We start from the raw sequence: 24,785 nt of genomic DNA, 5'->3' as shown, positions 1-24,785 counted from the left end.
CGGCACCTCCGCGTACCCTATCGTTCCGTAAACGGAACGCCCGGCGGAGGGAGTGCGCATGCGGATGCAAGCCATCGTGGCCGGGCTGGTCAGCGCGGTCGTCGGGTACGCCAGCTCGTTCACCGTCGTCCTCGCCGGCCTGCGCGCCGTCGGGGCCACACCCGGCCAGGCCGCGTCCGGGCTGCTCGCCCTATGCGTCGGCATCGCCGCGGTGGCGATCTTCCTGGGGCTGCGCTACCGCATGCCGATCAGCATCGCCTGGTCCACCCCGGGTGCCGCCTTGCTCGCCGCGACCGGCCCCGTGCCCGGCGGCTTCCCCGCCGCCGTCGGCGCGTTCCTCGTGTGCGCCGCCCTCATCGTGCTCGCCGGACTGTCGCCGTGGCTGGCCCGCGCGATCGCCGTGATCCCGCGCCCGATCGCCGGGGCGATGCTGGCGGGCGTCATCCTCAACCTCTGCACCGCACCGGTCCGCGCCGTCGTCGACGTCCCCCTCCTGGCGATCCCTGTCGTCCTCACCTGGGCGATCCTCCAGCGCTACCGACGGCAGTGGGCCGTCCCGGGTGCGCTCGTCGCCGCGGTGATCGGGATCGTGGCGCACGGCCCTGGCCTCTCCGGCGTGGCGCTGCGCCCCTCGATCGAGCTGACCGCCCCCGCGCTGAACCTCTCGGTGGTGGTGAGCATCGCCATTCCGCTGTTCCTGGTCACGATGGCCGCGCAGAACGTCCCCGGCATGGCGGTCATGGCGACCTACGGGTACACCCCGCCCCTGCTCCCCGTCCTCGTCACGACCGGCCTGGCCAGCGCGGCGGCGGCTCCGTTCGGCGGGCACGCCCTCAACCTGGCGGCGATCACCGCCGCGCTCACGGCGGGCCCGGACACCCACCCGGACCCGCGCCGCCGCTGGATCGCGACGGTCGCCCTGGGCGCCGGCCAGCTGACCCTCGGCCTCGGCGCGGGCCTGGCGATGGCCCTGGTCCTGCTGTCCCCGCCGGTCCTGGTCATCGCCGTCGCCGGCCTGGCGCTGCTACCGGCCCTCGGCTCATCCCTCGCCAGCGCGGTGACCAAACCGGACGGCCGCGAGGCCGCGGTGGTGACCTTCGTCGTGACCGCGTCCGGCATGACGATCCTGAGCATCGGCGCGGCGTTCTGGGGCCTGGTCGCGGGCGGCCTGACCGCGCTACTGCTGCACCGCCGCACGCCACCGGCTGGTAAGGAGACTCCGGACGCCAACCGTTCACGACCCGTCGGCGTCGCCCAGTAGCTGTGGTCGGAGTCCGTCCATGACGACGGTGATGAAGGCGTCGGTGAGTTGCGGGTTCCCGGGTTGCGCGCGGGCGATCGCGAAGGTCAGCTGGCTGATCAGGGCGGTGGTGGTCGCGAGGTCGATGTCGGCGCGGATCGCGCCGACCTGCCGGGCTCCGGTGAGCATCTCCGCCACGACCTGGACGAGCTCGGCACGCAGCGCGGCCGTGGCGGGTGTGGCCAGGCCGCGCAGCTGGTCGCTGATGGGGTGGTGGGCGGCCTGGAAGGCGATCAGTTCGGTGAGGAAGGCGCGCAACGCCTGTTCGGGGCCGTACTGCTGGAGCAGATCGCGGCCCCGCCGTACCACCGGTTCGAGCAGGTGAGCGACGGCGGTGTCCAGCAACGCGTCCTTGCCGCCGAAGGCGCGCACGACGGTTCCCACTCCCAGGCCGGCCTTCCTGGCGATGGCTTCGACGGTGAGCGCGGCGTCGGGTTCGGCCAGCAACGCGGTGGCCGCCTCCAGGGCGAGCTGTCGGTTGCGTACGGCATCGGCCCGGCGGCCCGGCATTGACATCTGGAATGCGCCTTCCATATAAGTGGAATAGGCATTCTACTTCATGGGGGCACCGAATGAACGAGCGGATCCTGATCTCGGGAGCGAGCATCGCGGGGCTGACCCTGGCGCACTGGCTGGCCAGGCACGGCTTCCAGCCCACAGTGGTCGAATCCGGGCGCGGGCCGCGCCCGGGCGGCAACGGCGTCGACGTACGGGACCAGGCCATCGGCGTCGTCGAGCGCATGGGGATCCTGCCGGAGATCCGTGCCGCCGCCACCGACGTGCGGGGCATGAAGTTCGTCGACGCCCGCGACCGGGCGGTCGCCCGGATCGGCACCCAGGACCCCGGCGGCGTCGAGCTCATGCGTGGCGACCTGGTGGCGCTCCTGCACCGGCAGACCGACATCGAATACCTCTTCGGCGACTCCATCCGGGCATTGGCGCAGGACGGCGACGGCGTGACCGTCACCTTCGACCAGGCTGCCGCCCGCCGCTTCGCCCTGGTCGTCGGCGCCGACGGCATGCACTCCAACGTCCGGCGGCTGGCCTTCGGCCCCGAGGAATGGTTCGTCCGGTTCAAGGACCACTACTTCGCCTTCGCCGACGCCGACGCCGCGCTGGGTGAGGACCAGTGGGTGACGATGTACAACACGCCGGGCAAGATGGCCGGGATCTACCGTTCCGGCAACCACGCCCAGGCCAAGGCGTACTTCATCTTCCGCTCCGCGCCCCTGAGCTACGACTTCCGCGACGTCGGCGGGCACAAGCGCCTGGTGAGCCAGGCGTTCGCGAGCGACACCTCCTGGCATGTCCAGGAACTGCTCGGCGCCGCGCTGGCCGACCCGGAGTTCTACTTCGACGCGCTCAGCCAGGTGCGGATGGACTCCTGGTCCACCGGCCGGGTCGCGCTGGTGGGCGACGCCGCCTGGTGCGCCTCCCCCGCCTCGGGCGCGGGTGCCGAACTGGCTCTGGCCGGCGCCTACCGGCTCGCCGGAGAGCTCGCGGCGGCCGGCGGCGATCACCGGATCGCCTTCCCCGCCTACCATGCCGGCCATCGCGCCCTGGTCGACAAGAAGCAGCGGATCGGTACGAACGTCCGCCTCATGGTGCCCAGGACCTCGGGCGGCAGGTGGCTGCGTGACACCGTCGCCCGGCTGCCGCTGATGCGGGTGATGAGCACGCTGGAACGCCTGGCGCAGGCCAAGCCCCCAGCCCTGCCCGGGTACGCCCCGCGGGTGGACCGACGTCAGACCTGAGTCGTACAGCCCGGCGTTTGGAGATCAGTCTGCGGAGCGTCGCCCCACGGACGCCGGCTTCCTAGCGTTGATCCCATGATCGAGCTGCGAAACATGCGCGAAGGCGCCGGAATCAACAGGCGGACGTTGCTGTCCGGATCGATCGCGACCGCCGGCGCCGTCTTGCTTGGAGCATGTACGACGGCATCCGGACAGGCCGGCATGCCAGTGCGGACCGGGTTCTTGAAAGTGCCCGGAGCGAATCTCTATTACGAGGTGCGAGGCTCAGGACCTGCTCTCCTGATGATCCATGGCGGGACCGGTGAGGCCGGAGTCTTCGCGCCGATCGCGCCCTTCCTCGCCGAGCGATACCGGGTCATCACCTACGACCGGCGCGGCAGCTCCCGGAGCACGCTGGACACACCGGTCGACGAGGTCCAGATCGCGGACCAGGCCGATGACGCGCGCCGCCTGTTGGAGCACTTCGGCCCCGGCCCTTCGCATGTGTTCGGGAGCAGTGGCGGGGCGATCATCGCGCTCGACCTGGCCGCTCGCCATCCGCGGCGCCTCGGCACCGTGGTGGCACACGAGCCGCCCGTCTACGACGTGCTGCCCGATCGTTCGCGTTATCGAGCCGTCGCCGAGGAGGTTCACGAGACGTATCGCCGTTCCGGCGTCGAGGCGGCCATGCGGGTGTTCACCGAGGGTATCGACGACCCCGACGGGGACCCTGGCGCTTCCGAGCCGGACGCGTTCGAGCCGAGTCCCGCCATGGTGAAGCGGCTGGCAGGCAACGAAGAGTTCTTCGTGGCGCACGAGGTGCGCGCCTTCATGAGTTATGAGCCCGACATCGCCGCCTTGAAAGCGAGTCCGGCCCGGATCGTGCTCGGCCTCGGACGTCATGGCGGAAGGACGGCCCGCCGCATGAGCGTCCTCCTGGCCGGTCTCCTGGATAGGAAGACCGCGGAATTTCCCAGTCACCACACGGGCTACATGACCCATCCGCGGGCATTCGCCAAGAAGCTGATCGAGGTTCTCGCATGAGTCGCTTCCGGTGCCCGTACGACTTGAGTCGCACGGGGCGGGTGGCGATGTCCGCCTCAAGGTGGGTGCCGGGGCAGGGACGCGAGGGTAGCGTCCATCTCGTGATCGACCGGATCCGGGCCGTCGCGGAGCGCCACCCGCGAGCACTCGACGCCGGCCTTGCCGCGCTGGTCGCGGTGGCGAGCGTCCCTTCGCTCGTGGAGGCCGGCGCCGGTGCGACCGGATGGGTGTGGCTGTGCGCCGTCTGTCTCCCGCTGGTGTGGCGGCGGCGCGCTCCCCTGCTGGTCTTCTCCGTGGTTGCCGCTCTTCTGGTGCTCTCCTTCTGGGCCGGGGTCCAAGGGGCCTACTCGGTCGTCGCGGTTCTGGTGGCGGTCTACGCGCTCGCCCGCCACCGTCCATGGCGATACCTGTTGCCGCCGGTCGTGTTGATCGAGGCCGCCCTTCTCGGCGATCTGCTCCAAGGCGAATCGCGTTGGCCCGACTTCGCGACGCTCACGTCCGTCCTGGCCGCGACCGTGCTGCTCGCGGTGACGCTCAGGACCCGGCGGGCCTACCTCGCCGGGCTGGAAGAGCGCGCCGAGCGTCTGGAGCGCGAACGTGACCAGCAAGCTCACCTCGCCGTCGTGGCCGAGCGGGCCCGCATCGCCCGGGAGGTGCACGACATCGTCACCCACAACCTGGCCGTCATGGTCGCTCTGTCCGACGGCGCGGCGTTCACCGCGACGCTGGCCCCGGAGAAGGCCGCGGACACGATGGAGAAGGTCGCGGCGACCGGGCGAGAGGCGCTGGCGGAGATGCGACGCCTGCTCGGCCTGCTCCGCGACGGGGACCCTCAGCCCGCCTCCGGCGCTGCCTGCGCACTGGCCCCACAGCCCGGCCTCGACGACATCGACCGGCTGCTGGACCAGGTGCGAGCCGCGGGCGTCGAGCTCACCCAGATCCGCGAGGGCGTGCCAGGCGAGTGGGGCCCGGGCGCGGGCCTCACCGTCTACCGGATCGTGCAGGAGGCACTGACCAACACGATCAAGCACGCCGGTCCACACGCGACCGCGCAGGTACGGCTGAGCTACACGGCCACCGGCGCCGACCTGGAGGTCACCGACGGCAGTACGCGCCGCCCGGTCCCTTCGGCGATCGGGCGACCACCCGCTGGTCACGGGCTGGCCGGCATGAGTGAGCGGGTCGCCTCCTACGGCGGCCACATCGAGGCCGGTCCCCGGCCTGGCGGAGGCTGGCGCGTTCGCGCGAGCCTACGATTCGACGACGGTGAGGCCCATGACGATTCGACTGCTGCTGGTCGACGACCAGCCGATGCTTCGTCTCGGGTTCCGCATGGTGTTCGGGACCCAGCCTGACCTGGAGGTGGTCGGCGAGGCCGGCGACGGCGCCCAGGGAGTCGCGATGACACGTGCCCTGAAGCCCGACGTGGTGCTGATGGACGTGCGGATGCCGGTGATGGACGGCATCGAGGCCACCCAGCAGATCGTGGACTCCGGTTCGGCGGCGCGCATCCTCCTGCTGACCACGTTCAACCTCGATGAGTACGTCTTCTCCGGGTTACGCGCCGGGGCGAGCGGATTCCTGCTCAAGGAAGTGCCGCCGCCCGACCTGCTCACCGGCATCCGCGCGGTGGCCGCGGGCGACGCCGTGGTCGCGCCCAGCGTGACCCGCCGGCTGATCGACGCCTTCGCCGCTCACCTGCCCGACCCTTCCACCGGCCGATCACCTGTCGAGGAGCGGCTGGACCAGCTCACGGAGCGCGAACGGGAGGTGCTGGCCGAGGTGGCCCGAGGCCGCTCCAACGGCGAGATCGCCGGGTCGCTGACCGTGTCGGAGGCGACGGTGAAGACCCATGTCGGGCGGATCCTGGCCAAGCTGGGCCTGCGCGACCGGGTGCAGGTCGTCGTCTTCGCCTACGAGGTCGGCCTCGCCCGCCCAGGCGAGTTCTGGGTGCTTAGCGACCCCCCTGGTAGGGGTTCCCGTAGTTCTCAGGAAATTTCGGGCGGATATGGCTGAGTAGGCTTCTGAGCTGGGGATCTCGGGGTGCTGGCTGGAGGCGCGGGTGGCGGCGCAGGTGTTCGCGGTCGACCCCGTAGAGCTGCGGTCCTACGGCCGGCGGGCGAAGACCCGCACCGAGCACCTGCGTCTGGTCGCGCAGTACCTGGGGTGGCGCCCGCCGTCGACGCTGGAGCTCAAGGAGTTCGACGAGTTCCTGCTCGCGCGAGCGATGGAGCACGACTCGCCGACGCTGCTGTTCCGGCTGGCGTGTGAGTACCTGATCTCCGCGCGGGTGATCCGGCCTGGACCGGTGATCGTGGTCAAGCGGGTCGCGCACGCCCGCGAGCAAGCGCAGCGGGAGACGTTCGCCCGGCTGGCGCACGAGTTCACCGACGTTCGGCGCGCCGCTGGTCGCCGAGCGAGATGCCCAGCGTCGGGAGCTGCTTGGCGATCTCCAGCGCGGCGAGAGGGCCTGGCGCTGTAGCTGTGGGACCAGGCGTTCGGGGACCCAGATCGCGCACACTCCTGCTCGCGCACGCGAGCGCGTCGAGCGCTACCGCAACGCCTCTGCGAAAGCAGACAGCCGCTGTTGCAGGTGGCCGGGGAAGGCCTTCCCGTCCGACGGCGGCAGCGGCCGGGGAGAGTTGGCCATGGGTGCGCCGCTGCCCGTGCGAGGGTGAAATCGAGATCCGGTGGGTGGTGCTCGAGCCCGCCGGGTACGCCGTCCGGAGTCCGGAGCCCGGGGGACTATCTGCGGACGCAGATCGCGCACCGATTAGGTTTCCGCGCCGCGCCCGTCTGTACGTGTGAGATCGACTCACGAGAGGCTGACACGATGCGGAAACTGATCTTCGGCATGAACCTGAGCCTGGACGGCTACATCGCCGCGCCCGGCGACGACCTCGGCTGGAGCGTACCGAACGACGAGCTGTTCCAGTGGTGGTCCGACCGGGTGGGGGCGACCGGCCTGGCGCTGTACGGGCGCAAACTGTGGGAGACGATGAGCTCCCACTGGCCGACCGCTGACCAGCAGCCTGGCGCTACCCCGGCTGAGATCGAGTTCGCCCGCCGCTGGCGGGACATGCCGAAGGTGGTGTTCTCCTCGACGACCAGCACGGTCGACTGGAACACCCGCCTGGTCACCGGCGACGCGGTCGCCGAGATCACCCGGCTCAAGGCCGAAGACGGCGGCCCCATGGACATCGTCGGCGCCACACTTGCCGCAGCGGCCATGCGGGCCGGGCTGATCGACGAGTACGTGCTGGTCACCCACCCGGTCCTGGTGGGCGGCGGCACGCCGTTCTTCACGGCGCTGGACAGCTGGGTGAACCTGAACCTGGTGGAGACGCGGACGTTTCCCGGCGGCGTGGTGCTGACCCAATACGAGACGAGGCGATGAGCACGGGCCAGATGCTCGGCTCGTGAGGCCAGGTCCTGGGCTCGTGAGGCCGGGTCGAAATCCTTCCTGGCGTGCTCACCGTGACCCTCGGCTATGAGAGAACCTTCCCCGGGCCCTTGCTTGCGTTCCGAGTGCGCTGTTGACCGACGTGCTGGAGATGAGGGCGACGGCGTCGTTGATCGTGACGATGTTCTTCGGGCATGAAGATGCCCCGCCGGCAACGCCGGCGGGGCGGTGGTGTTCGAGTTGTCGCGTTGGTGTTCAGCTGGTCGGGGTGCTCATTCCGCGGTGACTTCGGTGACGGCGGCCCGTGCGCTGGACTCGTCGACGATGGGGCCTCCGTCTGATGACAGTGTCGGGGGTAGGCCCAGCCATGGTTTGTCGGTGGCGTCGAATCCGGTGAGCTCGGCGATCTTCCCGTCGACGATGTGCAGGACCGCGATGGTAAACAGCCGGTACTCCGGGTCGTCGGGGGTGCGGAGGTACAGCGCGGCGGCAGGCATGCGGTTGACCGTCGTGGTGATACAGCGCCAGTCGTCGTGGCCGCGCTGGAAGAGCCCACCGGAGACCCAGCCGTCCACCGCGTCCTTGGCCGTGATGACCGAGGTTCCCGGCTCGGGCAGCATCGCGAAGCGCAGGTCGTCGCGCAGTAGGGACATCAGCCCGTCGAGGTCGTTGCGCTCATGGGCGTCGATATACGACTTCACCACGCCGCGCTCGTCATTCGACAGCTCGTGGGTGGCGGGGCTCCGCCAGTCGAGGCGGCGGTCGGGTAGCTGCTCGCGCATCGTCACGCGCGCCCGCTGCAGTGCGCTGGTCACCGATGCGACGGTCAGCTCGAGGGCGTCGGCGGCCTTCGACGCCGGCCAGCCGAGGACGTCGCGCAGGATGAACACCGCCCGCTGCCGCGGCGGCAGGTGCTGGACGGCGACGATGAACGCCAGCTCGATCGTCTCCCGCGCCACCACCGATTCCTGCGGGTCCTCGGGGAGCATCCGGTCGGGGTAGGGCTGCAGGTACAGCACCTCGGAGCCGGGGTCCGGCAGCTCGGATGGTACGGGTGTGCGGTCGTTGCGCTTCTCCAGGAAGTCGAGGCAGGCGTTCGTCGCGATCCGGTACAGCCAGGTCCGCAGCGCAGCATGGCCCTTGAACGACTCCCGCTTGTTCCACGCTCGCAGGAACGTCTCCTGCGTCATGTCCTGGGCGTCCTCGTAGTTCGCGAGCATCCGGTAGCAGTGCACCTGCAGCTCACGCCGGTGGCGCTCCGTGAGGAGTGCGAACCTCGCCGTGTCGTCTGAGCGGACCGCCGCGATGAACGTGGCCTCGTCGGCGCCCGGCAGTCTAGCGTCGGTCATGGTCATCAATCCTTCCACCGGTGCGAGGGGCTACCAGAACTGACGACGTGGCGGAGGATTTCTGATCGGCGAAGCCGCTGACCAGGCCATTCGTCAGGCCGGGTGGGTCGGGTCGATCCAGGGGACGTGCTCCGCTACCAGTGGCTGGGACCTGCACGATCTACGCCACTCCCGGCTCACCCACGCCGGAGAGGACGGCGCCACCGAGGCCGACCTGATGAACCTCTCCGGTCACGAAGACTACAGCGGTACCTCAAGCCGTCCAAGGAGGGCACCCACCGACGGCTGGACGAGATCGACGCTCAACGCGGTACCTAAACGCCCAGCGCGGAGGAACTCGCCGCCCGCATGGCCACGCACTGATCAGAATCACCGCAGGTCAGGCATATCAGCCCGAAATTTCCTGAGAACTACGGGGACCCCTGGTACTGTGGAATCGCAGTAGCCAAATTTGGCTACTTGCGCGCTGGGGGATGAATGGCTCACGAGAAGACCGTGCCGCTGCTGCCCTGCCGATCCGTCGACGAGATCGCGGAGTTCTACGGCGCGCTGGGCTTCGTCAAGACCTACTACCAGGTCCGCCCCAATCCGTACGTGTCGTTGAAGCGCGAGGACCTCCAGCTGGACTTCTTCGGCATGGCGGACTTCAAGCCCGAGGACTCCTACGGATCGTGCCTGGTGCTGGTGCCCGACACCGGCGCGCTGTACGCGGCGTTCGCCGAGGGGATGCGCGCGGCCTACGGCAAGCTCCTGGTGTCCGGAATTCCGCGAATGACCCGGCCGCGCAAGCGGAAGAACTCCGGCGACATGGCCGGGTTCACGATCGTCGACCCGGGCGGCAACTGGATCAGGATCTTCGCCGCCTCCGCCGGGCCGTCCGAGCCAGAACCGGCCCTGGGCAAGCTCGCCACCACGCTGCGCAACGCCGTGGTCCTGGGCGACTCCAAGGGCGACCACCTCCAGGCCGCCAGGATTCTGGACACCGCGCTCCGAAGGGAGCAGGACACCGCGTCACCGGCCGACCTGCTGGAAGCCCTGGCCTACCGGGCCGAACTCGCGCTGCGAGCCGAGGACCCGGCACGCGCCCGCGACCTCCTCGCCCGAGCCGGCGAGGTCCCCCTGTCCGACGCCAACAGGGAAACGCTCGCCGACACGCTCGCCGGCCTTGACGACCTGGCGGCTACGCTGCCTGAGGCCTGAAAGGGACCAACATGTCCGTGGTTCGGCTGCTGGTGCTCGGCGCGGTCCGGCGGCGCGGCCGCTCCCACGGCTATCTGGTACGCGCCGACCTGGAGTCCTGGGGCGCGCACGAATGGTCCAGCGCCACCTCCGGCTCGATCTACCACGCCCTGAAATCCATGACCGGCCAAGGCCTGCTCCTCGCCCACGAGACCACCCCCAGCGAGGCGGGCGGCCCCCCGCGCATGGAATACGAGCTGACCGGGGACGGCGAGCAGGCCTACTTCACCCTGCTCCGCGAGGCGCTCTCCAGCCGCGACCCCCGGCTGGACCTGCTCGCCGCGGCTGTCGGCCTCATCGACGACCTCCCCCGCGCCGAGGCGATCGATCTGCTCCGGCGGCGCGCCCTCGTGATGGACCAGTGGCGCGACAGCATCACCAGCGAGCTCCCGCCCGGCACCGACCTGGAGACCTGGGGGCCGGTCGGCGCCGTCATCGAACTCTGGCTGCACACCGCCGACAGCCGTACCGCCTGGACGCACCGGCTCATCGCACGCCTCGAAGAGGGCGCCTACCACATGGCCGACGACCTACCTCCGGCGTGATCTTTTGAACCCCTGTGCCGCGCCAGGCGCCGCCTAGGACCGACAATTTTTTTCGTCCTTGACAGTTCTAGTTGTCGGTGGTTAGCGTGAAGGCATGTTCGACGTGGGAGTCATTGAGGAAGCCGGAGCGGCGGAGGTGGCGCTCGCCCCGATCCGGGCGCGGCTGCTGGCCCTGCTGGCCGAGCCGTGCTCGGCGACCGGCCTGGCGGCCATCCTCGGCCTGCCCCGGCAGAAGGTGAACTACCACCTCAAGACCCTCGAATCGCACGGGCTGGTCGAGCTGGTCGAGGAGCGGCGCAAGGGCAACGTCACCGAGCGGGTGTTGCGGGCGACCGCCGCCTCGTTCGTGATCTCGCCGTCGGCGCTCGCGAGCGTACAGCCCGACCCGGCCCGCTCACCCGACCGGCTCTCCGCGCGCTGGCTGCTGGCCGTCGCCGCACGGCTGGTCAAGGAGGTCGGCCAGCTCATCACCGGCGCCTCGCGCGCCGGAAAGCCGGTCGCCACGTTCGCGCTCGACGGCACGGTGCGGTTCGCCTCCGCCGCCGACCGCGCCGCCTTCGTCCAGGAGCTCACCACCGAGATCACCGCCCTGGTGAGCCGCTACCACTGCGAGAACGGCCGTGACCACAGGGTCATCGTGGCCATCCACCCGAGCGTCGAGAGCCCGGCGGGCCTCGAGAAGACCAACGAAAAATAAAGGAGTCCCGACATGTCGCACGAATTCCAGCTGACCCACGACATCGACCTCGAAGCCACCCCCGAGCAGGTGTGGGCCGCCATCGCCACCGGACCGGGCATCGACTCCTGGTTCATGGGCCGCAACGAGGTCGAACCCCGCGAGGGCGGCGTCGCCACCATGACGATGCCCGGCTTCACGGGCGAGTCCACGGTCACCGCCTGGGAACCCGGCCGCCGCTTCGCCTATCGCGGCAAGGCCGCGGAGGACGGTTCGTTCATGGCCATGGAGTACCTCATCGAGGGCCGCGACGACGGCACCACCACGCTGCGGTTCGTGCACAGCGGCATCCTGACCGGCGACTGGGAGGCCGAGTACGACGCGCTGAAGAAGGGCAACCCCCTCTACCTGCGGACCCTCGCCCAGTACGTCAAGCACTTCCCGGGCCGTACGGCCGTGCCGGTCGCCGCGTTCGGCCCGCAGCAGCCCGACCAGGACACCGTCTGGGCGGCCGTCACCCGCGCCGCCGGGCTGTCCAAGGACGTCCGCGAGGGCGACGAGGTGCACTTCACGGTCGACGGCGAACCGGTCGACGGCGTGGTCGACACCGTGCTGGAGCCGTCGTTCCTGGGCGTGCGCACCGACGACGCGCTGCTGCGGTTCGTCGGCGGCGGCGGGATGGTGCTCACCGGCCACCACATCTTCCGCGACGTGGACCAGGCTGCCGCCGAACGTACCTGGGGCGACTGGCTCGCCGCGGCGCTGGCATAGCCGGCACCTAACAACGGAGAAGACCGGTGAAGACCAATCCCTGGGTCGGCCTGGCCGTCCTCGCCCTGCCCACGCTGCTGATCGCCCTCGACGTCTCCGTCCTGTACGTCGCCCTGCCGCAACTCAGCGCCGACCTGCGCGCCGACGCCACCGAGCAGCTGTGGATCCTGGACATCTACTCGTTCATGCTCGCCGGTTTCCTCGTCACGATGGGCACCCTCGGCGACCGCATCGGCCGCCGCCGGCTGCTGCTGATCGGCGCCGCCGCGTTCGGCGTCGCGTCGATCGTGGCCGCGTACGCGACGAGCCCGGCCCTGCTCATCGCCGCGCGCGCCCTGCTCGGCATCGCGGGCGCCACGCTGATGCCGTCCACGATGGCCCTGATCCGCAACATGTTCCCCGACCCGAAGCGCATGGGGGTCGCCATCGGCATCTGGTTCAGCTGCTTCATGGGCGGCATGACGCTCGGCCCGCTCGTCGGCGGCCTGCTGCTCGAGCACTTCTGGTGGGGTTCGGCGTTCCTGCTCGGCGTGCCGTTCATGGTGCTGCTGCTCGTCACCGGCCCGATCCTGCTGCCCGAATACAAGCCGGCCAGGCCGGAGCACCCGATCGACCTGGCCAGCGTGGCCCTGTCGCTGGCTGCGATCCTGCCGGTCATCTACGGCCTGAAGGCCCTGGCCCGCGACGGCTGGCACGCCCCGGCGCTGGCCGCGGTCGCCGTCGGCGTCGCGTTCGGCACGGTGTTCGTCCGCCGCCAGCGCATCCTGGCCGAGCCGCTGCTGGACCTGCGGCTGTTCGCCAACCGCGTCTTCAGCACCGCCCTGGGCATCATGCTCCTCGGCGGGGTCGTGATGGCCGGCCTGTCGCTGCTGTCCAGCCTGTTCCTGCAGGACGTGGCCGGACTGTCGCCGCTCGCGACCGGCGTGCGGCTGATCCCGCAGAACGTGGCGATGGTCATCGGCTCGATGGTGGCCCCGGCGCTCGCCAGGAAGCTGCCCTCGGCCACGGTCACCGCCCTCGGGCTCACCCTCGCCGGCCTCGGCCTGCTCGTCGTCACCCAGGTCGAGAGCGGCGACGCCGGTCTGCTGGTGGTGGGGCTGGTGCTCGCCTCGGCCGGGATCTCCTTCCCGATGGCGCTCACCATGAACCTGATCCTCGCCGCCGCGCCGCCGGAGAAGGCCGGTTCGGCCGCGTCGATCTCGGAGACCAGCGGCGAGTTCGGTATCGCGGTGGGCATCGCGACGCTCGGCAGCCTCGGCACCCTGGTGTATCGCTCGGTGCTGGACCTGCCGGACGGGGCTCCGGCGGCGGCCAAGAGCAGCCTGACCGCCGCGGTCGCGATCGCCGACGACGTGCCCGGGCTGCTCGACGCGGCGCGGACTGCCTTCACCAGCGGGTTCAACGTGGTCGGCGCCGTCGGGGCGGTCATCTTTCTCGGCTTGGCGGTCACCGCGGCGGTCACCCTCCGTACGGAACCGGCGCCGGTCACCGTCGACGCCTGACGAGTTCTCGATGATGCCGCCTCCCCACCTTAGGGGGAGGCGGCATCATCGCGTGGTCGCCAGGCCCTGGCACGGCACGGGACGCGGGTCACCTTGCGAAAGTCGGAGTTCGGCGGGCTCGCTGGGCCTTCTGGCGCGGTGAACCCGACTTGATAGGCAAGTGGCGACTTGCGTATGGTGAGGGTTATGGAGGAGGATGTCTTCAAGGCCCTGGCCGACCCCACCCGCCGGCGCATCCTCGATGAGCTGGTGGAACGGGACGGCCAGACCCTGTTCGAGATCTGCACACGGCTGGTGACCAAGTACGGCCTGGAGCTGTCCCGCCAGGGGATAAGTCAGCATTTGGCGGTACTGGAATCCGCAGGTCTGGTCCGTTCGCGGCGCCAGGGCCGCTACAAGTTCCACGATCTGAACACCGAACCCCTTGAGCACATCGTGACCCGGTGGCTCAAGCGCGATACACCGGAGGGCACCTCATGAAGATCCACCTGACCAGCGTTTTCGTCGATGACCAGGACAAGGCCCTGCGCTTCTATACCGACGTGCTCGGCTTCGTGAAGAAACACGAGGTCCCGCTGGGCAAGGACCGCTGGCTCACCGTGGTCTCACCGGAAGACCTCGACGGGACCGAACTGCTGCTGGAGCCCGACGGCCATCCCGCCGCGAAGCCGTACAAGGAGGCGCTGGTTGAGGACGGCATCCCGGCCGCCTCCTTCGCAGTGGAGGACGTAACCGCGGAGTTCAACCGGCTGCGCGCGCTCGGGGTCCGCTTCACCCAGGAGCCGCTGGAGATGGGCCCGGTCACCACAGCGGTCCTGGACGACACCTGCGGCAACCTGATCCAAATCGTGCACAGCAAGTAAGGACCCCGCGCCGATGCCGGCAAACTTCCGAATCTCATGAACGGCGCGGAAATCGGCGGGGAGGCGCTCATTCATGTGATCCGCTGATCACCTGTCGGCGGTGGAGCGGATCCTCGAGGCGAGTCTCGGCCAGGCGTGCGTCGTCATTGTGGCGAACGAGACTGCGCTCGTCGACCCGATGCGGGGCGAGAGCCGCCTTCGCATCATCGACCGGGCGCGAAGCCGAGGAGGCGGTCGCCGTCCGCGGCTGTGATGCTCGCCGACGGCCTGGACGATGGCCGAGGCCGATGCTGACAATGATGGGATGCTGCTGGATCGGGAGGCTTCGCTGGCCGCGCTCGCCGAGTACGCGGCCGATGCCGAGCGTGGCGAAGGCCGGCTGGTGCTGATCTCGGGTGAGGCAGGGGTGGGCAAGACGGCGTTGGTCGAGCAGTTCGAGCGGGATCTCCCCGGCGCCCGGTGGTACTGGGGCGCCTGCGACGGGCTCTTCACGCCCCGCCCGCTCGGCCCCCTTTTCGACCTCGCCGACCAGTTCGGCGGCCGGCTGCTGGAGCTGGCGTGCAGGCCTCCCATTGCGACCGCGGGGAGGAGGCGACGCAGGCCGGTGAGCGGGCGCTGGCGCTGTGGCGCTCGGCCGGCAACCGGATCCGCGAAGGCGACATCCTGCGCCGCCTCTCGCGCGAGTACTGGGGGTTGTCCCGCAACGACGAGGGCCGCGCCGCCGCCGAGGACGCGGTCGCCGTTCTCGAACCGCTCGGCGAGAGCGCCGAGCTGGCCTGGGCGTATGCGAACCTGGCCTGCCAGCGGATGCTCGACCGGGACAACACCGAGGCTGTCGGTCTCGGCCGGCGGGCCCGGGAGATCGCCGGGCGGCTGGAGGTGCCGGGCGCGCTGGCCGACGCGCTGAACACGATCGGCTGTGCGAAGGCGGCGCTCGGCCAGGAGTGGACGGCCGACCTGCGCTCGGCTCTGGCCACGGCGCTCGCCTCGCAACTGCCCGCCCAGGCCGGGCGCGTGTATGCGAACCTGCAGAGCAGCTACGTCGCCGAATACCGGTTCGCCGAGGCGGGCCAATGCTTCGCCGAAGGGCTCGCGTACTGTCTGGACAAGGACATGGCGACCTATGCGACCTGCCTGCGCGGTGAGCGGACCGTGGTGTTGGAGCGGACCGGCCGGTGGGCGCAGGCGGCGGCGCTGAGCACCGAGCTGCTTGCCGCAGCCGCCTCCCCGACCAACCGGATCAACCCGTTGACCAGCCTCGGCATCGTACGGGCCCGGCTCGGCCAAGACGGCGTGTGGGAGTGTCTGGATGAGGCCGCGGCGGCGGCGGACGGGTGCGGCGCGCCCGGGTGGATCGCCATCGCAGGCCTCGCGCGGGTCGAGGCGTACTGGCTGGAAGGCAAGGACGAGGCCGCCCGCAGCCAGGTGGAGTCTCTGGTGGCCGTCGCGGATCGCCTCGATCCGTGGGCGCGCGGAGCCGTCGCGGTGTGGTTGCGGCGGACCGGCTCGGATCGCGCGGTCACGGGTGTCCTCGCCGAGAGGTACCGGCTGATGATGACCGGCGACCGGCAGCGGGCCGCCCGTGCGTGGCGGGAGCTGAACTGCCCGTTCGATGCCGCGCTCGCGCTTTTCGACGGGAGGGGGGAGGCCGAGTTGCGCGCGGCGCTCGAGATTTTCACCGACCTGGGCTCGCTGCCCGCGGCGCGGCTGACCCGCAGGCGGATGCGGCGGCTGGGCATCAGGTCGGTGCCGGTGGGCGCGCGGGTGGCCACGCGTGAGCATCCGCTGGGCCTGACGCGGCGGGAGCGGGAGGTCCTTGAGCTGATCCACGCCGGGCGCACGGACGCCGAGATCGCCGCCGCGTTGGTCATCTCGATCAAGACCGTAAGCCATCACGTCTCGGCCGTGCTGGCCAAGCTCGGCGCGCCGACGCGGGCCAAGGCCGCGTCGGAGGCCAGGCGGCTGGGGTTGTTCGCAGAAAGGTAGGGAGCGGAGCGGAGAAACATGGGGAACGCCTCCCCATCTCCTGCGCCCGGGCCCGTCCTAGGGTCGGTGCATGCCTCTTTACATGGATGTTCACACGATCACGGGCGGCGTCACTGTCACCGACGTGGCGCAGGCGCACAAGGCCGACCTGCAGAAGCAGGGCGAGCACGATGTCAACTACCTCAGGTACTGGGTCGACGAACAGCACGGCAAGGTGTTCTGCCTCGTCGAGGCGCCCTCGGCGGAGGCGGCCGCGACCGTGCACCGCGAGGCCCACGGGCTCGTCGCGGACGAGATCTTCCAGGTACAGGAGGGCTCCTGACAATGTGAATCGACGCCGACCCGGGACGGGCGGGCACGAGCTGGAATGGGCTTCACCAGTGAGGCTCTTGGCGGCCACTCCGCCGTCGTAGCCCGCCCAGATGCCGGCCCTGTCCGCGGCCTCGGCGAGCCGGCGGTCGGCCAGCACGACGAACTGGTCCCTGCCCACCAGGACAGGTGACTGGACCACGCAGGGAGTCGGTATCACGCACCCCTGGAAATCACTATCCGGCAGCGGCGCCATAGGTCGTATGACCGATGAATTCGCACCCGTCCCGGATGGAGGCTTGGCCGCATTCCAACCGGAAGTGCAGTGCTCGCAATGGCGAAGTTCATGGATGTACTACCGAACACGCCTCTTGCGTGCCCTGGTCGACCGCAGCGTGGCCCTGTTGGCACGGCATCGCCGCAGATCTCTGAGTGTCCACCAGGGCGGCCGATGGATTCCATGCAAAGGCGACAAGGATCAGCAGGGACACAGATGGAGGGCGGGGTGAGTCAGCCGGAAACAGCGCCGTGGGTATTCGCATCTGATGACAGTTCCTCATACACAACAATCACATGATTGGATTTCCATGACAACAACGAACAGCAGAATCGGACAGTGGCGAAGCAAAATCCTGGCAATTGTCGTTGCACTCCTGGCCAGCCTCTCGCTCGTACCGGCCGCCAATGGCGCGGCGGCAGCGACCATCGGATTCGCTCAGCCGTCGAGGTGGTCGGATCTGTTGTGTATCACCGGCCAGGAGTGCGGGCTGGCGGACGTGAATAAGGACGGCATGGGCCGACGCGGTCGCGTTCGTTAAATCCACGCAGACCGGGGATCTGTTCGGCGACGTGTACGTGGCGTTGTCGACAGGATCGAGTTTCGGCGGGAACCAGAAGTGGTCGGACCTGATGTGCGTCGGGGATGAGGACTGCGCGCTGGCGGATGTCAACAATGACGGCAGGGCCGATGCGGTCGCCTTCGTGAAGTCGCCCGGCGCGACGTATGGAGACGTGTATGTGGCCCTCGCATCCAGTGCCGATGTCCCCGGCGGTGCGGAGCTACCGGCTTTTATCAAGGCACGATCAACTCGGACTTCGCCACGACGACTGGCGTCGCCCTCGACGTCAGCGGCGAGCCGTCCGCCCTGACCGAGACAGTCGAGCTGGCCGCGGGCGCTCGCGTGGACTGCCACGGCAACCAGGGGCTCGGCGCGCTTACGATCCCCCTGACCGGGCATCGCACCGGCGTGAACGCCGACGGCTCATCCACCTTCAGCCTAAGCGGACAGTTCGAGTTCGACGCGACCGTGCACGTCGTCGTCGACGTCACGATCAACAGTGCCACGCTCAGCGCCGACGGCCAGACCTTTACCGGCACCGTCGGCCTGCTGATCAGACCCGAATTCGTCTCCAACTGCGCCAGGTCGTGGACGTTCACCACGACGAGAGTGCCGCCCGTCCCAGTTCCCTCGGTCGTGGGCATGACCGTGGCCGAGGCTCAATCGACGCTGACGGCCGCCAGCCTGCGGGCCTCCGTGCGCCAGGTGATCGACATGACGTGCAGCACAACCCCCGGCACCATCATGAAGCAGAGCCCGAGGGCCGGCACCGTCGTCCCACACAACACCCTGGTGCAGCTGGCAGCGATTTCCGGCTGGCCAAGCACCTGTCCCTGACCGTTCACGGCTGAAACGCAGGCCCGTGCCCGACCGAGAAAGTCCGGCACGGGTCTGTCCCGTCCGGTCCCGGCGCTGACAGCTTCGTTAACGACAGGCCAAACAGCGCGCGTGGCGGCGCCGCCGGAGCAGCTCTCAGGTCTTGCCGTGACCCCCCAGTTCAGCGGTGACGGCACGCTCGCGCAGCAGCGCGGCCTCGGCGCGGGCCTCCTCCAGGGCGATACGAAGATCAGCTGTACGCGCCCGCTCGACGGCCAGCTCGGCCCGCGCCGCGTCCCGCTCGGCCACCGCCCCAACCGCCCGCTCCCCCTCCCGCGCCAGTGCCGCCTCCGCCGCCCGCACCTGATCGCCGGCCGCCTTCACCCGCTCCCGCCCGTCCCGCTCCGCCTGCTTCCTCGCCTGTACGGCCTCCGCCGCCTCCCCCACCGCCCGAGCCCGCGCCACCTCGGCCGCCTCCGCCCGCACCACGGCACGATCACGCTCCCCTTCGGCCGCCTCCGCCCGCGCCAGCGCCCGCACCACACCCTGCTCGGCGACGACGAGCTCCGCCCGCGCCCGCGCCGCGTCCTCCACCGCCCGCGCCGCCTTCGCCGCCGCCCGTTCCGCCCGCTCCCCCTCCCGTACGGCCTTCGCCTCCGCGTCCCGCGCCTCGGCCGCCGCCCGCTCGACCCGCTCCCCCGCCTCGGCCCGAACCTGATCGCGGTCCGCCTCGGCCCGGCTCGCGCGCCGCCCCGCCTCCTCCGCGGCCTGCCGCGCCACCCGCTCGGTCGCCGCCGCCTCCCGCAGCGCCGCCAGCGCCTGCTCCCGCGCGTTCTCCGCATCCGCGAATGCGCTGTCCCGCTCCGCGTTCGCCTCCTCGGCCAACCTGCGCGCCTCCGCCGTCTCCCTGCGGGCTTCCTCGGTGGCCTCGCGCGAGAGCCGTACCTGCTCGAAGGCCTGTTCCCGTTCGCTCCTGGCGACCGCGACCCTGGTGTGCGCCTCCGCCTGCACCGCGCTCAGCTTCGCCTCCACCCCCGCCGGACTCAGCTCATCGGCCAGCACCTGCGCCAACGGCGCGATCGCCGCCGCCAGCCCGCGCTCCATCCGGTCGTACAACTCCTCCGCCCGCGCCAGCGCCCCATCCAGCCCCGGCGTGGCCCGCCGCATCTCCCGCTCCCGCTTGGCCGCCGCCTGACAGTCCCCCTCCGGGCAGTACTCCTTCGGCCTCCCCCGCCCATTGCGCTGCTCGATCGCCGTCCCACAGTGCTTACACGTCGTCACCACAAGATCACCCTAGCTGATTTTCCAGAAATAGAAAATCAGAAAAAGCGATCTGTTCCATCTGGGTCTTTCCGAGAGATCCCACATAATCCTCGTTATGCAGATGACTATGCGCCACGAACGATGACGGAGGATGACTGATTCTCATTTGGTGTTGAGCGCCGATTTTCTGTCACCGCAAACGCCGAATTAATGACACCGAACGCCGATTTGATGTCACCACGAAGCTGCGGCGAGAGTGCTCGAGCCCGACCCGCCGTATCAAGCCCGTGCCTGTTTTCCCTGGTCAGAGGCCCACGTTGCGCATAGCGTTGTCGCGCCAGCGGTCCACCGCGCGGATGTAGCCCAGTACCACCGGGGAGTTCGGTGCCCAGCGGCCGTGCGCGGCGATGACCGAGACCGGCACACCGGCGGCGTAAGCCACGGTCGCTCCCCCAGCGCGCAGGCTGTGCGCGGTGACCGCCTCGGCGTTGGGAACGCCGGCCCGGACAGCCAGATCGCCGACGATGACGTTCACTGATTCACCCGTCAGTGACGGGCCGATGGCGCCGTGCCGGTCGACCCGGCGCAGCAGCCGCCCCCGTCCGGTTGATCCGCCTGCTTGTTCACCGGGCCCGCTCCCCCGTCCAGGGTCCTGATCGTCGTGATGAGCGCCGTCGCGGGAGTGCTGTTCGGCCTGGTCCAGGGCCTGCAGCCAGTCCCGCCAAGCGGCGACCGGGTCGGTCAGCGGATGGCTGCCGCGCGGGATGGCAACGGTCTGCCCGGCCGAGTCCTTGTCGGTCTTGGAGGTGCCGATCCGCACTTCCAGGCCGTCGGGAACCTCGCGGACGTCGGCTCGGTGCAGTGCGACCAGTTCGCTGCGGCGGCCCATCAGGGCCAGGCCGAGCACCAGCAGCAGCCGGTCGCGCAGCCCGATCACGCTGTCCAGGTCGCAGGCGTCGATCATGGCGCGCAGGTCCGGGATGGTCAGCGGCGGGGCCTGGCGGCGGCCGTTTCCGCTGGTGGCGCGACGGCGTTTGTGGGCCCGTAGGGCCAGCCGGGCGGCGTCGGTGCCGGGCTGGCCGGGGTGCCCGGACAGCCGGTGCATGGTGCGGATCGCCGCGATGGCCTGCTCGATGCTGGCCGGCGCCTGATCGGTGGCGCACAGCGCGGCGGTGTATTCGGCCAGCGTGTGGCCGGTGGCGGGCAGCGGCAGCCGGTCCTGGGCCGCGCACCAGGCGGTGAAGGCGGCCCACTGCCGGGTGTAGGCGCGCTGGGTGTTGGCCGGCACCCCTTCGGTGATCAGCGCCCGGGCGGAGTCGCTGAGGACGTAGTCGGCCGCGGTGTGCGTGAGCGCGTTCCCGGGCCCGGCCAGGACGGCGAGCGGGTGCGCCCGTCCCGCTCGTGACGGCTCCGGTATCGCGAGCGGCCCGGTCTGGTCCTCCATGCGGCTTTCATCCCCCTTTCCGGGCGGGTGTCCGTCGTCCCACGAGCCGGTTTCTGACCTCTGATAAGCGAGATTATCAGAGGCCAGGCGATCTATTGAATTCGAGATGTGCGAATCTCATATTAGATTCGAGATGTGAGAATGACTTATCTGATAAGATCGGACATGGACACCCCGCCTCCGCCCCCCGGTACCCCCGTGCCCACGACCGGTCCCGACACCGCCGCAGAGCAGGCGGAACCGACCCCGACGGCGGCCGATCATGGACCTGGCACCCTCCCGGACGACGCCGGGGAATCGGGAGATCCAGGTGCGCCCCACGGGCGGTGCGGCAACCCCGGCTGCGCCGAACTGTGGGAGAGCTCCGACGGGCGACCCCGCCCGCTACCCCGGCCGAAGACCAGGCCATCGCGCTACTGCAGCGAGGCGTGCAAGAACCAAGCCCGCAAGGCCCGCCAGGCCGCCCCCGACACCGGCGACCCGGTCCCGCTCGACCGGTGGCTGATGCGCTTCAGTGAAGAGGCCGCACCGCGGGCGGGACTGCTGGAACGGGTGATCGAGGCCGCCGACGCCGAGCGGCAACTGCTGGAGGAACTGCGCTCCGCGCTGCTGGCCCGCAACGCCAGCCTGGAACAGCAGACCCGGGACGCGCTGCGCGCCGCCCGAGACGCCGAGCACGCCGCCGCCACCGCGGAAGATCGCGGCAGCGCGGCCACCGAACGCGCCGAGGAGGCCCTGCGCGCCACCGCCACCGCGGAGGAACGGGCGGCCGCCGCCGACCGCGACCGGGGCCAAGCTGACGAGCGCGCCGCCGGCGCCGACCGCCGGCGCATCGCCGCCGAAGCCGTCGCCGAACGGCTGAAGGAAGACCTGGACCACGAGCGCCAACGCGCGGCCGCCGACCGCACCCGCTACGCGGCCGACCTGGGGGACCTCCGGCGCGAGTACCACGGCGCCGTCACCGACGCCCAGGCGCGCATCGCCGTGCTGGAACAGGAGCTGGCGCTGGCCCGGCAGCAGGCCGCCGCCCTGGGCGAGCGGCTGAGTGAGCAGCGCGACCGCGCCGACCGCGCCGACACCGCCACCGAGCAGGCCCGAGCCGACGTCCGCACCGCCGAAGGCCGGGCTGCGGCGGCGCACGACCAGCTGACGCGCCTCGCCCAACAGCAGCGCGAGCAGGCCGAGTCGTTCCGCGCCGACCTCGCCACCGCCCGCCAAGACGTCACCACCGCCACCCGTGAGGCGGCCCAGGCCCGCGACGACGCCGCGGCGGCGCGGGCGAAGCTGGCGAGCGTCACCGATGAGCGGAACGCCTTGCGGGAGGAACGGGACGACCTGCGCCGCCGCCTGACCGAGCCGTCCGAGGGCCAGCCCGGCGGCGAAGATGATGCCATCGACGCGCCGTAGGTTTCCTGAGATTTGACGACAGAAAACCGCAGGCCAGCGCAACGAACGGGTTTTGGCGCCGGAGGTCCAGTTGATTTAGCGATTCCGGGCACGGGTAGCCAGGCCTGGCGATGAAATTCGTCACGAATCGATTAGCGAATGGCTTCATCGCTAACTGCCTAAGCGGCCTTATAGTCGATGTAGGCCTCATTCAGGAGGAACAGGTCGTTGGTGTCTCCAGTTAATGGAGCGGGGGTATGCGAACGGGTGTTGCGCCTGTTCAACGGCATGAGAATGCCTGCCTCGTGATACCTGTACTCGTCCGTCCGGCCATCGATCGCCGACCGGCTGAAGCGCTGGGTTGCCCCTATTCCTCTCATCTGGCTTGCGCCTTTGAGTCAGGAATTCTCATGGCAGCACTTAAGCGGTGAAGTGTCAACGGTGCTTCTTGTGCATTACGCACACGTTGCCGCTGTCTCGTTCCACGGAAATTTGTCTACGTTCTGCACTAATTCGTGTGACATAACTGGCGGGCGATGAAAGTTTCTTTGGCCTTCCGTACCCCTGACAGGGCCTGAGGGCGGGCCGCGGAGGTCCTTCGCGGGCGCTTCGAATGTCCGGCTGTGAGGCAGCTTCTCCTCGCTACCAGTGCAGAGACGCCACCCACGGGTGTCGCGAGCATGATCGGGATCCTTGGCCGGGATGCGGCATATCCCGGCACCGAGGGGGATGATCAAGCTTGCCTGAGATGAGGCAACCTTGACTTAAACGGTTAAGCAAACTTGGCTCACCGAAACCACGTGAATGACCTGGGGTTTCAGGGTCTCGGCTCCGGCCCAGTGCCAAGAAGGAGGAGACAAGAACATGACCTTACGACAACGACACCTGGCGATCCTTGGCGGTACAGCAGGGGCCCTCTGCCTGGCGGCGGGCCTCCTCGCGGCGCCGGTCTCCGCCGCGGCGGGCTGCCAGGTCGCCTACTCGGTGAGCTCCCAGTGGAGCGGCGGGTTCGGCGCGAACATCGCGATCACCAATCTGGGCGACCCGCTCACCAGCTAGCAACTGAAATGGTCTTTTCCGGCCGGACAGGCCGTGACGCAGGGTTGGAACGCGATCTTCTCCCAGAGCGGGAGCGCGGTGACCGCCGCGAATGCCTCCTACAACGGCGACCTGCCGACCGGTGCCGTCGCCACGATCGGCTTCAACGGAAGTTGGAGCGGATCCAACCCTGTGCCCACCTCCTTCACTCTCAACGGGATCGCGTGCACGGGTTCGGTCACCGACTCGCCATCGCCGAGCCCGACCCCCACCCCGACGCCTTCGCCCAGTCCGTCCACCTCACCTCCGCCGACCAATACCACCGGCCTGGTCGGCTGGGCGACCCAGGGTGGCGGCACGACCGGCGGTGGCAGTGCGGCCACCACTACGGTGACGAGCGCATCGGCCCTGACCAGCGCGGCCTCGGGGACGGGCGCGGCCGTGATCCGGGTGTCGGGCACGATCTCTTGCTCGGGCATGCTGAGGATCGGCTCCAACAAGACGATCATCGGTAACTCCGGCGCGGCGATCGTCGGCTGCGGCCTGAACGTCTCCAACGCGTCCAACGTGATCATCCGGAACCTCACCTTCCGGAACTGGGACGACGACGCGATCAACGTCCAGTACTCGACCCGGGTCTGGATTGACCACAACACCCTGTCCAACGGTTACGACGGCGCCATCGACATCAAGCGCGCCAGCGACTACGTGACCGTGTCATGGAATCACCTGTTCGCCCACGACAAGGCCATGCTGCTCGGGCACAGCGACGACAACGGCTCCGAGGACAATGGCCACCTCCGTGTGACCTACCACCACAACTGGCTCGACGGCACGACCCAGCGCGGCCCCCGCGTCCGCTTCGGCAACCCGGTGCACGTCTACAACAACTACTACTCCAACGTCAGCGGGTACGGCGTCGCCTCCACCGAAGGCGCCGGTGTGCTGGTCGAGGGCAACTACTTCGAGAATGTCGACGACCCGTACCACCTGGGCGAGGCCGCGTCCGGTCCCGGCACCCTGGTGGCCCGCAACAACTATCTGACCGGTTCCGGCAGCGGACAGCAAGGCGGTTCGGTGGCTTCCATCTCCTATTCCTACAGTCTTGATGGAGCGTCTGGCGTCAAGTCCATCGTCAGCTCCGGAGCGGGAGCAGGCAAGATCAACCTCTGAACGGCCGTGAAGCCGGTCTCTGAGATCGCTATGCCACCCGAGCCGAGCCCTTGAGTGCCGTAGAGCCGGCCGGCGGTCATCGTCCGCCGGCCCGGCTGCATAGTTT

General features: G+C 69.6%; 24 protein-coding genes and 1 pseudogene. 20 read left to right on the top strand and 5 right to left on the bottom strand.

The window, feature by feature from the left end; all coding sequences use genetic code 11:
- The first annotated feature begins 58 nt into the window (after positions 1–58).
- Positions 59–1,261 carry a benzoate/H(+) symporter BenE family transporter gene (locus ABGB08_RS03180; protein WP_347586014.1) on the top strand — a complete coding sequence of 401 codons (1,203 nt, stop codon included), beginning with the start codon at positions 59–61 and terminating at the stop codon, positions 1,259–1,261.
- Here the strand turns inward: ABGB08_RS03180 and ABGB08_RS03175 are convergent.
- Positions 1,235–1,816 carry a TetR/AcrR family transcriptional regulator gene (locus ABGB08_RS03175; protein WP_347586012.1) on the bottom strand — a complete coding sequence of 194 codons (582 nt, stop codon included), beginning with the start codon at positions 1,814–1,816 and terminating at the stop codon, positions 1,235–1,237. The two genes, ABGB08_RS03180 and ABGB08_RS03175, sit on opposite strands and share 27 nt — an antisense overlap.
- Positions 1,817–1,872: 56 nt before the next feature.
- Between ABGB08_RS03175 and ABGB08_RS03170 the strand changes: the two genes are divergently transcribed.
- From ABGB08_RS03170 to ABGB08_RS03145, 6 genes are all read left to right on the top strand, one after another.
- A complete protein-coding gene (locus ABGB08_RS03170) occupies positions 1,873–3,054 on the top strand; it encodes an FAD-dependent monooxygenase (protein ID WP_347586010.1) in 1,182 nt (393 codons plus the stop codon).
- Positions 3,055–3,336: 282 nt separating this feature from the next.
- On the top strand, positions 3,337–4,077 hold the full coding sequence (locus tag ABGB08_RS03165) for an alpha/beta hydrolase (protein ID WP_347586008.1): 741 nt from the start codon (positions 3,337–3,339) through the stop codon (positions 4,075–4,077).
- Between the two features lie 101 nt (positions 4,078–4,178).
- Positions 4,179–5,432 (top strand): histidine kinase, encoded by a 1,254-nt coding sequence (locus tag ABGB08_RS03160; RefSeq protein WP_347586006.1) that lies wholly within the window; start codon positions 4,179–4,181, stop codon positions 5,430–5,432.
- Complete coding sequence (locus ABGB08_RS03155) at positions 5,353–6,093, top strand: response regulator transcription factor (RefSeq protein WP_347586004.1); 741 nt, start codon at positions 5,353–5,355, stop codon at positions 6,091–6,093. The genes ABGB08_RS03160 and ABGB08_RS03155 overlap by 80 nt, the downstream gene beginning before the upstream one ends.
- Positions 6,094–6,139: 46 nt before the next feature.
- Complete coding sequence (locus ABGB08_RS03150) at positions 6,140–6,559, top strand: DUF4158 domain-containing protein (RefSeq protein WP_347586002.1); 420 nt, start codon at positions 6,140–6,142, stop codon at positions 6,557–6,559.
- Between the two features lie 351 nt (positions 6,560–6,910).
- A complete protein-coding gene (locus ABGB08_RS03145) occupies positions 6,911–7,474 on the top strand; it encodes a dihydrofolate reductase family protein (protein WP_347586000.1) in 564 nt (187 codons plus the stop codon).
- A 278-nt stretch (positions 7,475–7,752) separates the two neighbouring features.
- Here ABGB08_RS03145 and ABGB08_RS03140 read toward each other — a convergent pair whose 3' ends face one another.
- The gene (locus ABGB08_RS03140; protein WP_347585998.1) at positions 7,753–8,829 is read right to left on the bottom strand and encodes an RNA polymerase subunit sigma-70; all 1,077 of its coding nucleotides are present in this window, start codon (positions 8,827–8,829) and stop codon (positions 7,753–7,755) included.
- Between the two features lie 477 nt (positions 8,830–9,306).
- Between ABGB08_RS03140 and ABGB08_RS03135 the strand changes: the two genes are divergently transcribed.
- The 10 genes from ABGB08_RS03135 (at position 9,307) to ABGB08_RS03090 (ending at position 18,396) form a co-directional block, all read left to right on the top strand.
- Positions 9,307–10,029 carry a VOC family protein gene (locus ABGB08_RS03135; RefSeq protein ID WP_347585996.1) on the top strand — a complete coding sequence of 241 codons (723 nt, stop codon included), beginning with the start codon at positions 9,307–9,309 and terminating at the stop codon, positions 10,027–10,029.
- An 11-nt stretch (positions 10,030–10,040) separates the two neighbouring features.
- The gene (locus ABGB08_RS03130; RefSeq protein ID WP_347585994.1) at positions 10,041–10,613 is read left to right on the top strand and encodes a PadR family transcriptional regulator; all 573 of its coding nucleotides are present in this window, start codon (positions 10,041–10,043) and stop codon (positions 10,611–10,613) included.
- A gap of 94 nt (positions 10,614–10,707) precedes the next feature.
- Positions 10,708–11,310 carry a helix-turn-helix domain-containing protein gene (locus ABGB08_RS03125; protein ID WP_347585992.1) on the top strand — a complete coding sequence of 201 codons (603 nt, stop codon included), beginning with the start codon at positions 10,708–10,710 and terminating at the stop codon, positions 11,308–11,310.
- Between the two features lie 12 nt (positions 11,311–11,322).
- Positions 11,323–12,060 (top strand): SRPBCC domain-containing protein, encoded by a 738-nt coding sequence (locus tag ABGB08_RS03120; protein ID WP_347585990.1) that lies wholly within the window; start codon positions 11,323–11,325, stop codon positions 12,058–12,060.
- 26 nt (positions 12,061–12,086) lie between these two features.
- Complete coding sequence (locus ABGB08_RS03115) at positions 12,087–13,562, top strand: MFS transporter (RefSeq protein ID WP_347585988.1); 1,476 nt, start codon at positions 12,087–12,089, stop codon at positions 13,560–13,562.
- Between the two features lie 186 nt (positions 13,563–13,748).
- Positions 13,749–14,042 (top strand): metalloregulator ArsR/SmtB family transcription factor, encoded by a 294-nt coding sequence (locus tag ABGB08_RS03110; RefSeq protein WP_347585986.1) that lies wholly within the window; start codon positions 13,749–13,751, stop codon positions 14,040–14,042.
- Positions 14,039–14,425 carry a VOC family protein gene (locus tag ABGB08_RS03105; protein WP_347585984.1) on the top strand — a complete coding sequence of 129 codons (387 nt, stop codon included), beginning with the start codon at positions 14,039–14,041 and terminating at the stop codon, positions 14,423–14,425. The genes ABGB08_RS03110 and ABGB08_RS03105 overlap by 4 nt, the downstream gene beginning before the upstream one ends.
- 558 nt (positions 14,426–14,983) lie before the next feature.
- Positions 14,984–16,411, top strand: coding sequence for a LuxR C-terminal-related transcriptional regulator (locus ABGB08_RS03100; protein WP_347585982.1), 1,428 nt, complete (start codon positions 14,984–14,986; stop codon positions 16,409–16,411).
- Between the two features lie 70 nt (positions 16,412–16,481).
- Positions 16,482–16,733, top strand: coding sequence for a DUF4242 domain-containing protein (locus ABGB08_RS03095; protein WP_347585980.1), 252 nt, complete (start codon positions 16,482–16,484; stop codon positions 16,731–16,733).
- A 1,168-nt stretch (positions 16,734–17,901) separates the two neighbouring features.
- The gene (locus tag ABGB08_RS03090) at positions 17,902–18,396 is read left to right on the top strand and encodes a PASTA domain-containing protein (RefSeq protein ID WP_347585978.1); all 495 of its coding nucleotides are present in this window, start codon (positions 17,902–17,904) and stop codon (positions 18,394–18,396) included.
- Positions 18,397–18,531: 135 nt separating this feature from the next.
- On the opposite strand, the gene ABGB08_RS03085 is transcribed toward ABGB08_RS03090, so the two are convergent.
- Both ABGB08_RS03085 and ABGB08_RS03080 read right to left on the bottom strand, forming a co-directional pair.
- On the bottom strand, positions 18,532–19,656 hold the full coding sequence (locus tag ABGB08_RS03085; RefSeq protein WP_347585976.1) for a hypothetical protein: 1,125 nt from the start codon (positions 19,654–19,656) through the stop codon (positions 18,532–18,534).
- A gap of 286 nt (positions 19,657–19,942) precedes the next feature.
- Positions 19,943–21,082 (bottom strand): integrase, encoded by a 1,140-nt coding sequence (locus ABGB08_RS03080; protein ID WP_347585974.1) that lies wholly within the window; start codon positions 21,080–21,082, stop codon positions 19,943–19,945.
- 198 nt (positions 21,083–21,280) lie between these two features.
- On the opposite strand from ABGB08_RS03080, the gene ABGB08_RS03075 reads away from it, so the two are divergent.
- On the top strand, positions 21,281–22,489 hold the full coding sequence (locus ABGB08_RS03075) for a hypothetical protein (RefSeq protein WP_347585972.1): 1,209 nt from the start codon (positions 21,281–21,283) through the stop codon (positions 22,487–22,489).
- Positions 22,490–23,272: 783 nt separating this feature from the next.
- Positions 23,273–23,674, top strand: a pseudogene (locus tag ABGB08_RS03070) (cellulose binding domain-containing protein); the annotation flags it as partial.
- Here ABGB08_RS03070 and ABGB08_RS03065 read toward each other — a convergent pair.
- Positions 23,626–23,985 (bottom strand): hypothetical protein, encoded by a 360-nt coding sequence (locus tag ABGB08_RS03065; protein WP_347586440.1) that lies wholly within the window; start codon positions 23,983–23,985, stop codon positions 23,626–23,628. The pseudogene ABGB08_RS03070 and the gene ABGB08_RS03065 sit on opposite strands and share 49 nt — an antisense overlap.
- On the opposite strand from ABGB08_RS03065, the gene ABGB08_RS03060 reads away from it, so the two are divergent.
- Positions 23,984–24,679 (top strand): right-handed parallel beta-helix repeat-containing protein, encoded by a 696-nt coding sequence (locus ABGB08_RS03060; RefSeq protein WP_347586429.1) that lies wholly within the window; start codon positions 23,984–23,986, stop codon positions 24,677–24,679. The two genes, ABGB08_RS03065 and ABGB08_RS03060, sit on opposite strands and share 2 nt — an antisense overlap.
- The last annotated feature ends 106 nt before the right edge of the window (positions 24,680–24,785 follow it).

It is taken from the genome of Acrocarpospora sp. B8E8, from assembly GCF_039871605.1.
Taxonomy (GTDB): domain Bacteria; phylum Actinomycetota; class Actinomycetes; order Streptosporangiales; family Streptosporangiaceae; genus Acrocarpospora; species Acrocarpospora macrocephala.
The sequence above is the reverse complement of the archived record's forward strand: the minus strand, read 5'-3'. Positions and strand labels throughout refer to the sequence as shown.

Excerpts from the sequence above, each read along its gene's own strand:
- ABGB08_RS03180 (WP_347586014.1), top strand. The coding sequence starts at position 59 with ATGCGGATGCAAGCCATCGTGGCCGGGCTGGTCAGCGCGGTCGTCGGG.
- ABGB08_RS03175 (WP_347586012.1), bottom strand. The coding sequence starts at position 1,816 with ATGTCAATGCCGGGCCGCCGGGCCGATGCCGTACGCAACCGACAGCTC.
- ABGB08_RS03170 (WP_347586010.1), top strand. The coding sequence starts at position 1,873 with ATGAACGAGCGGATCCTGATCTCGGGAGCGAGCATCGCGGGGCTGACC.
- ABGB08_RS03165 (WP_347586008.1), top strand. The coding sequence starts at position 3,337 with ATGATCCATGGCGGGACCGGTGAGGCCGGAGTCTTCGCGCCGATCGCG.
- ABGB08_RS03155 (WP_347586004.1), top strand. The coding sequence starts at position 5,353 with ATGACGATTCGACTGCTGCTGGTCGACGACCAGCCGATGCTTCGTCTC.
- ABGB08_RS03145 (WP_347586000.1), top strand. The coding sequence starts at position 6,911 with ATGCGGAAACTGATCTTCGGCATGAACCTGAGCCTGGACGGCTACATC.
- ABGB08_RS03140 (WP_347585998.1), bottom strand. The coding sequence starts at position 8,829 with ATGACCGACGCTAGACTGCCGGGCGCCGACGAGGCCACGTTCATCGCG.
- ABGB08_RS03135 (WP_347585996.1), top strand. The coding sequence starts at position 9,307 with ATGGCTCACGAGAAGACCGTGCCGCTGCTGCCCTGCCGATCCGTCGAC.
- ABGB08_RS03130 (WP_347585994.1), top strand. The coding sequence starts at position 10,041 with ATGTCCGTGGTTCGGCTGCTGGTGCTCGGCGCGGTCCGGCGGCGCGGC.
- ABGB08_RS03125 (WP_347585992.1), top strand. The coding sequence starts at position 10,708 with ATGTTCGACGTGGGAGTCATTGAGGAAGCCGGAGCGGCGGAGGTGGCG.
- ABGB08_RS03120 (WP_347585990.1), top strand. The coding sequence starts at position 11,323 with ATGTCGCACGAATTCCAGCTGACCCACGACATCGACCTCGAAGCCACC.
- ABGB08_RS03110 (WP_347585986.1), top strand. The coding sequence starts at position 13,749 with ATGGAGGAGGATGTCTTCAAGGCCCTGGCCGACCCCACCCGCCGGCGC.
- ABGB08_RS03105 (WP_347585984.1), top strand. The coding sequence starts at position 14,039 with ATGAAGATCCACCTGACCAGCGTTTTCGTCGATGACCAGGACAAGGCC.
- ABGB08_RS03095 (WP_347585980.1), top strand. The coding sequence starts at position 16,482 with ATGCCTCTTTACATGGATGTTCACACGATCACGGGCGGCGTCACTGTC.
- ABGB08_RS03080 (WP_347585974.1), bottom strand. The coding sequence starts at position 21,082 with ATGGAGGACCAGACCGGGCCGCTCGCGATACCGGAGCCGTCACGAGCG.
- ABGB08_RS03060 (WP_347586429.1), top strand. The coding sequence starts at position 23,984 with ATGCTGAGGATCGGCTCCAACAAGACGATCATCGGTAACTCCGGCGCG.
- ABGB08_RS03065 (WP_347586440.1), bottom strand. The coding sequence starts at position 23,985 with ATGCCCGAGCAAGAGATCGTGCCCGACACCCGGATCACGGCCGCGCCC.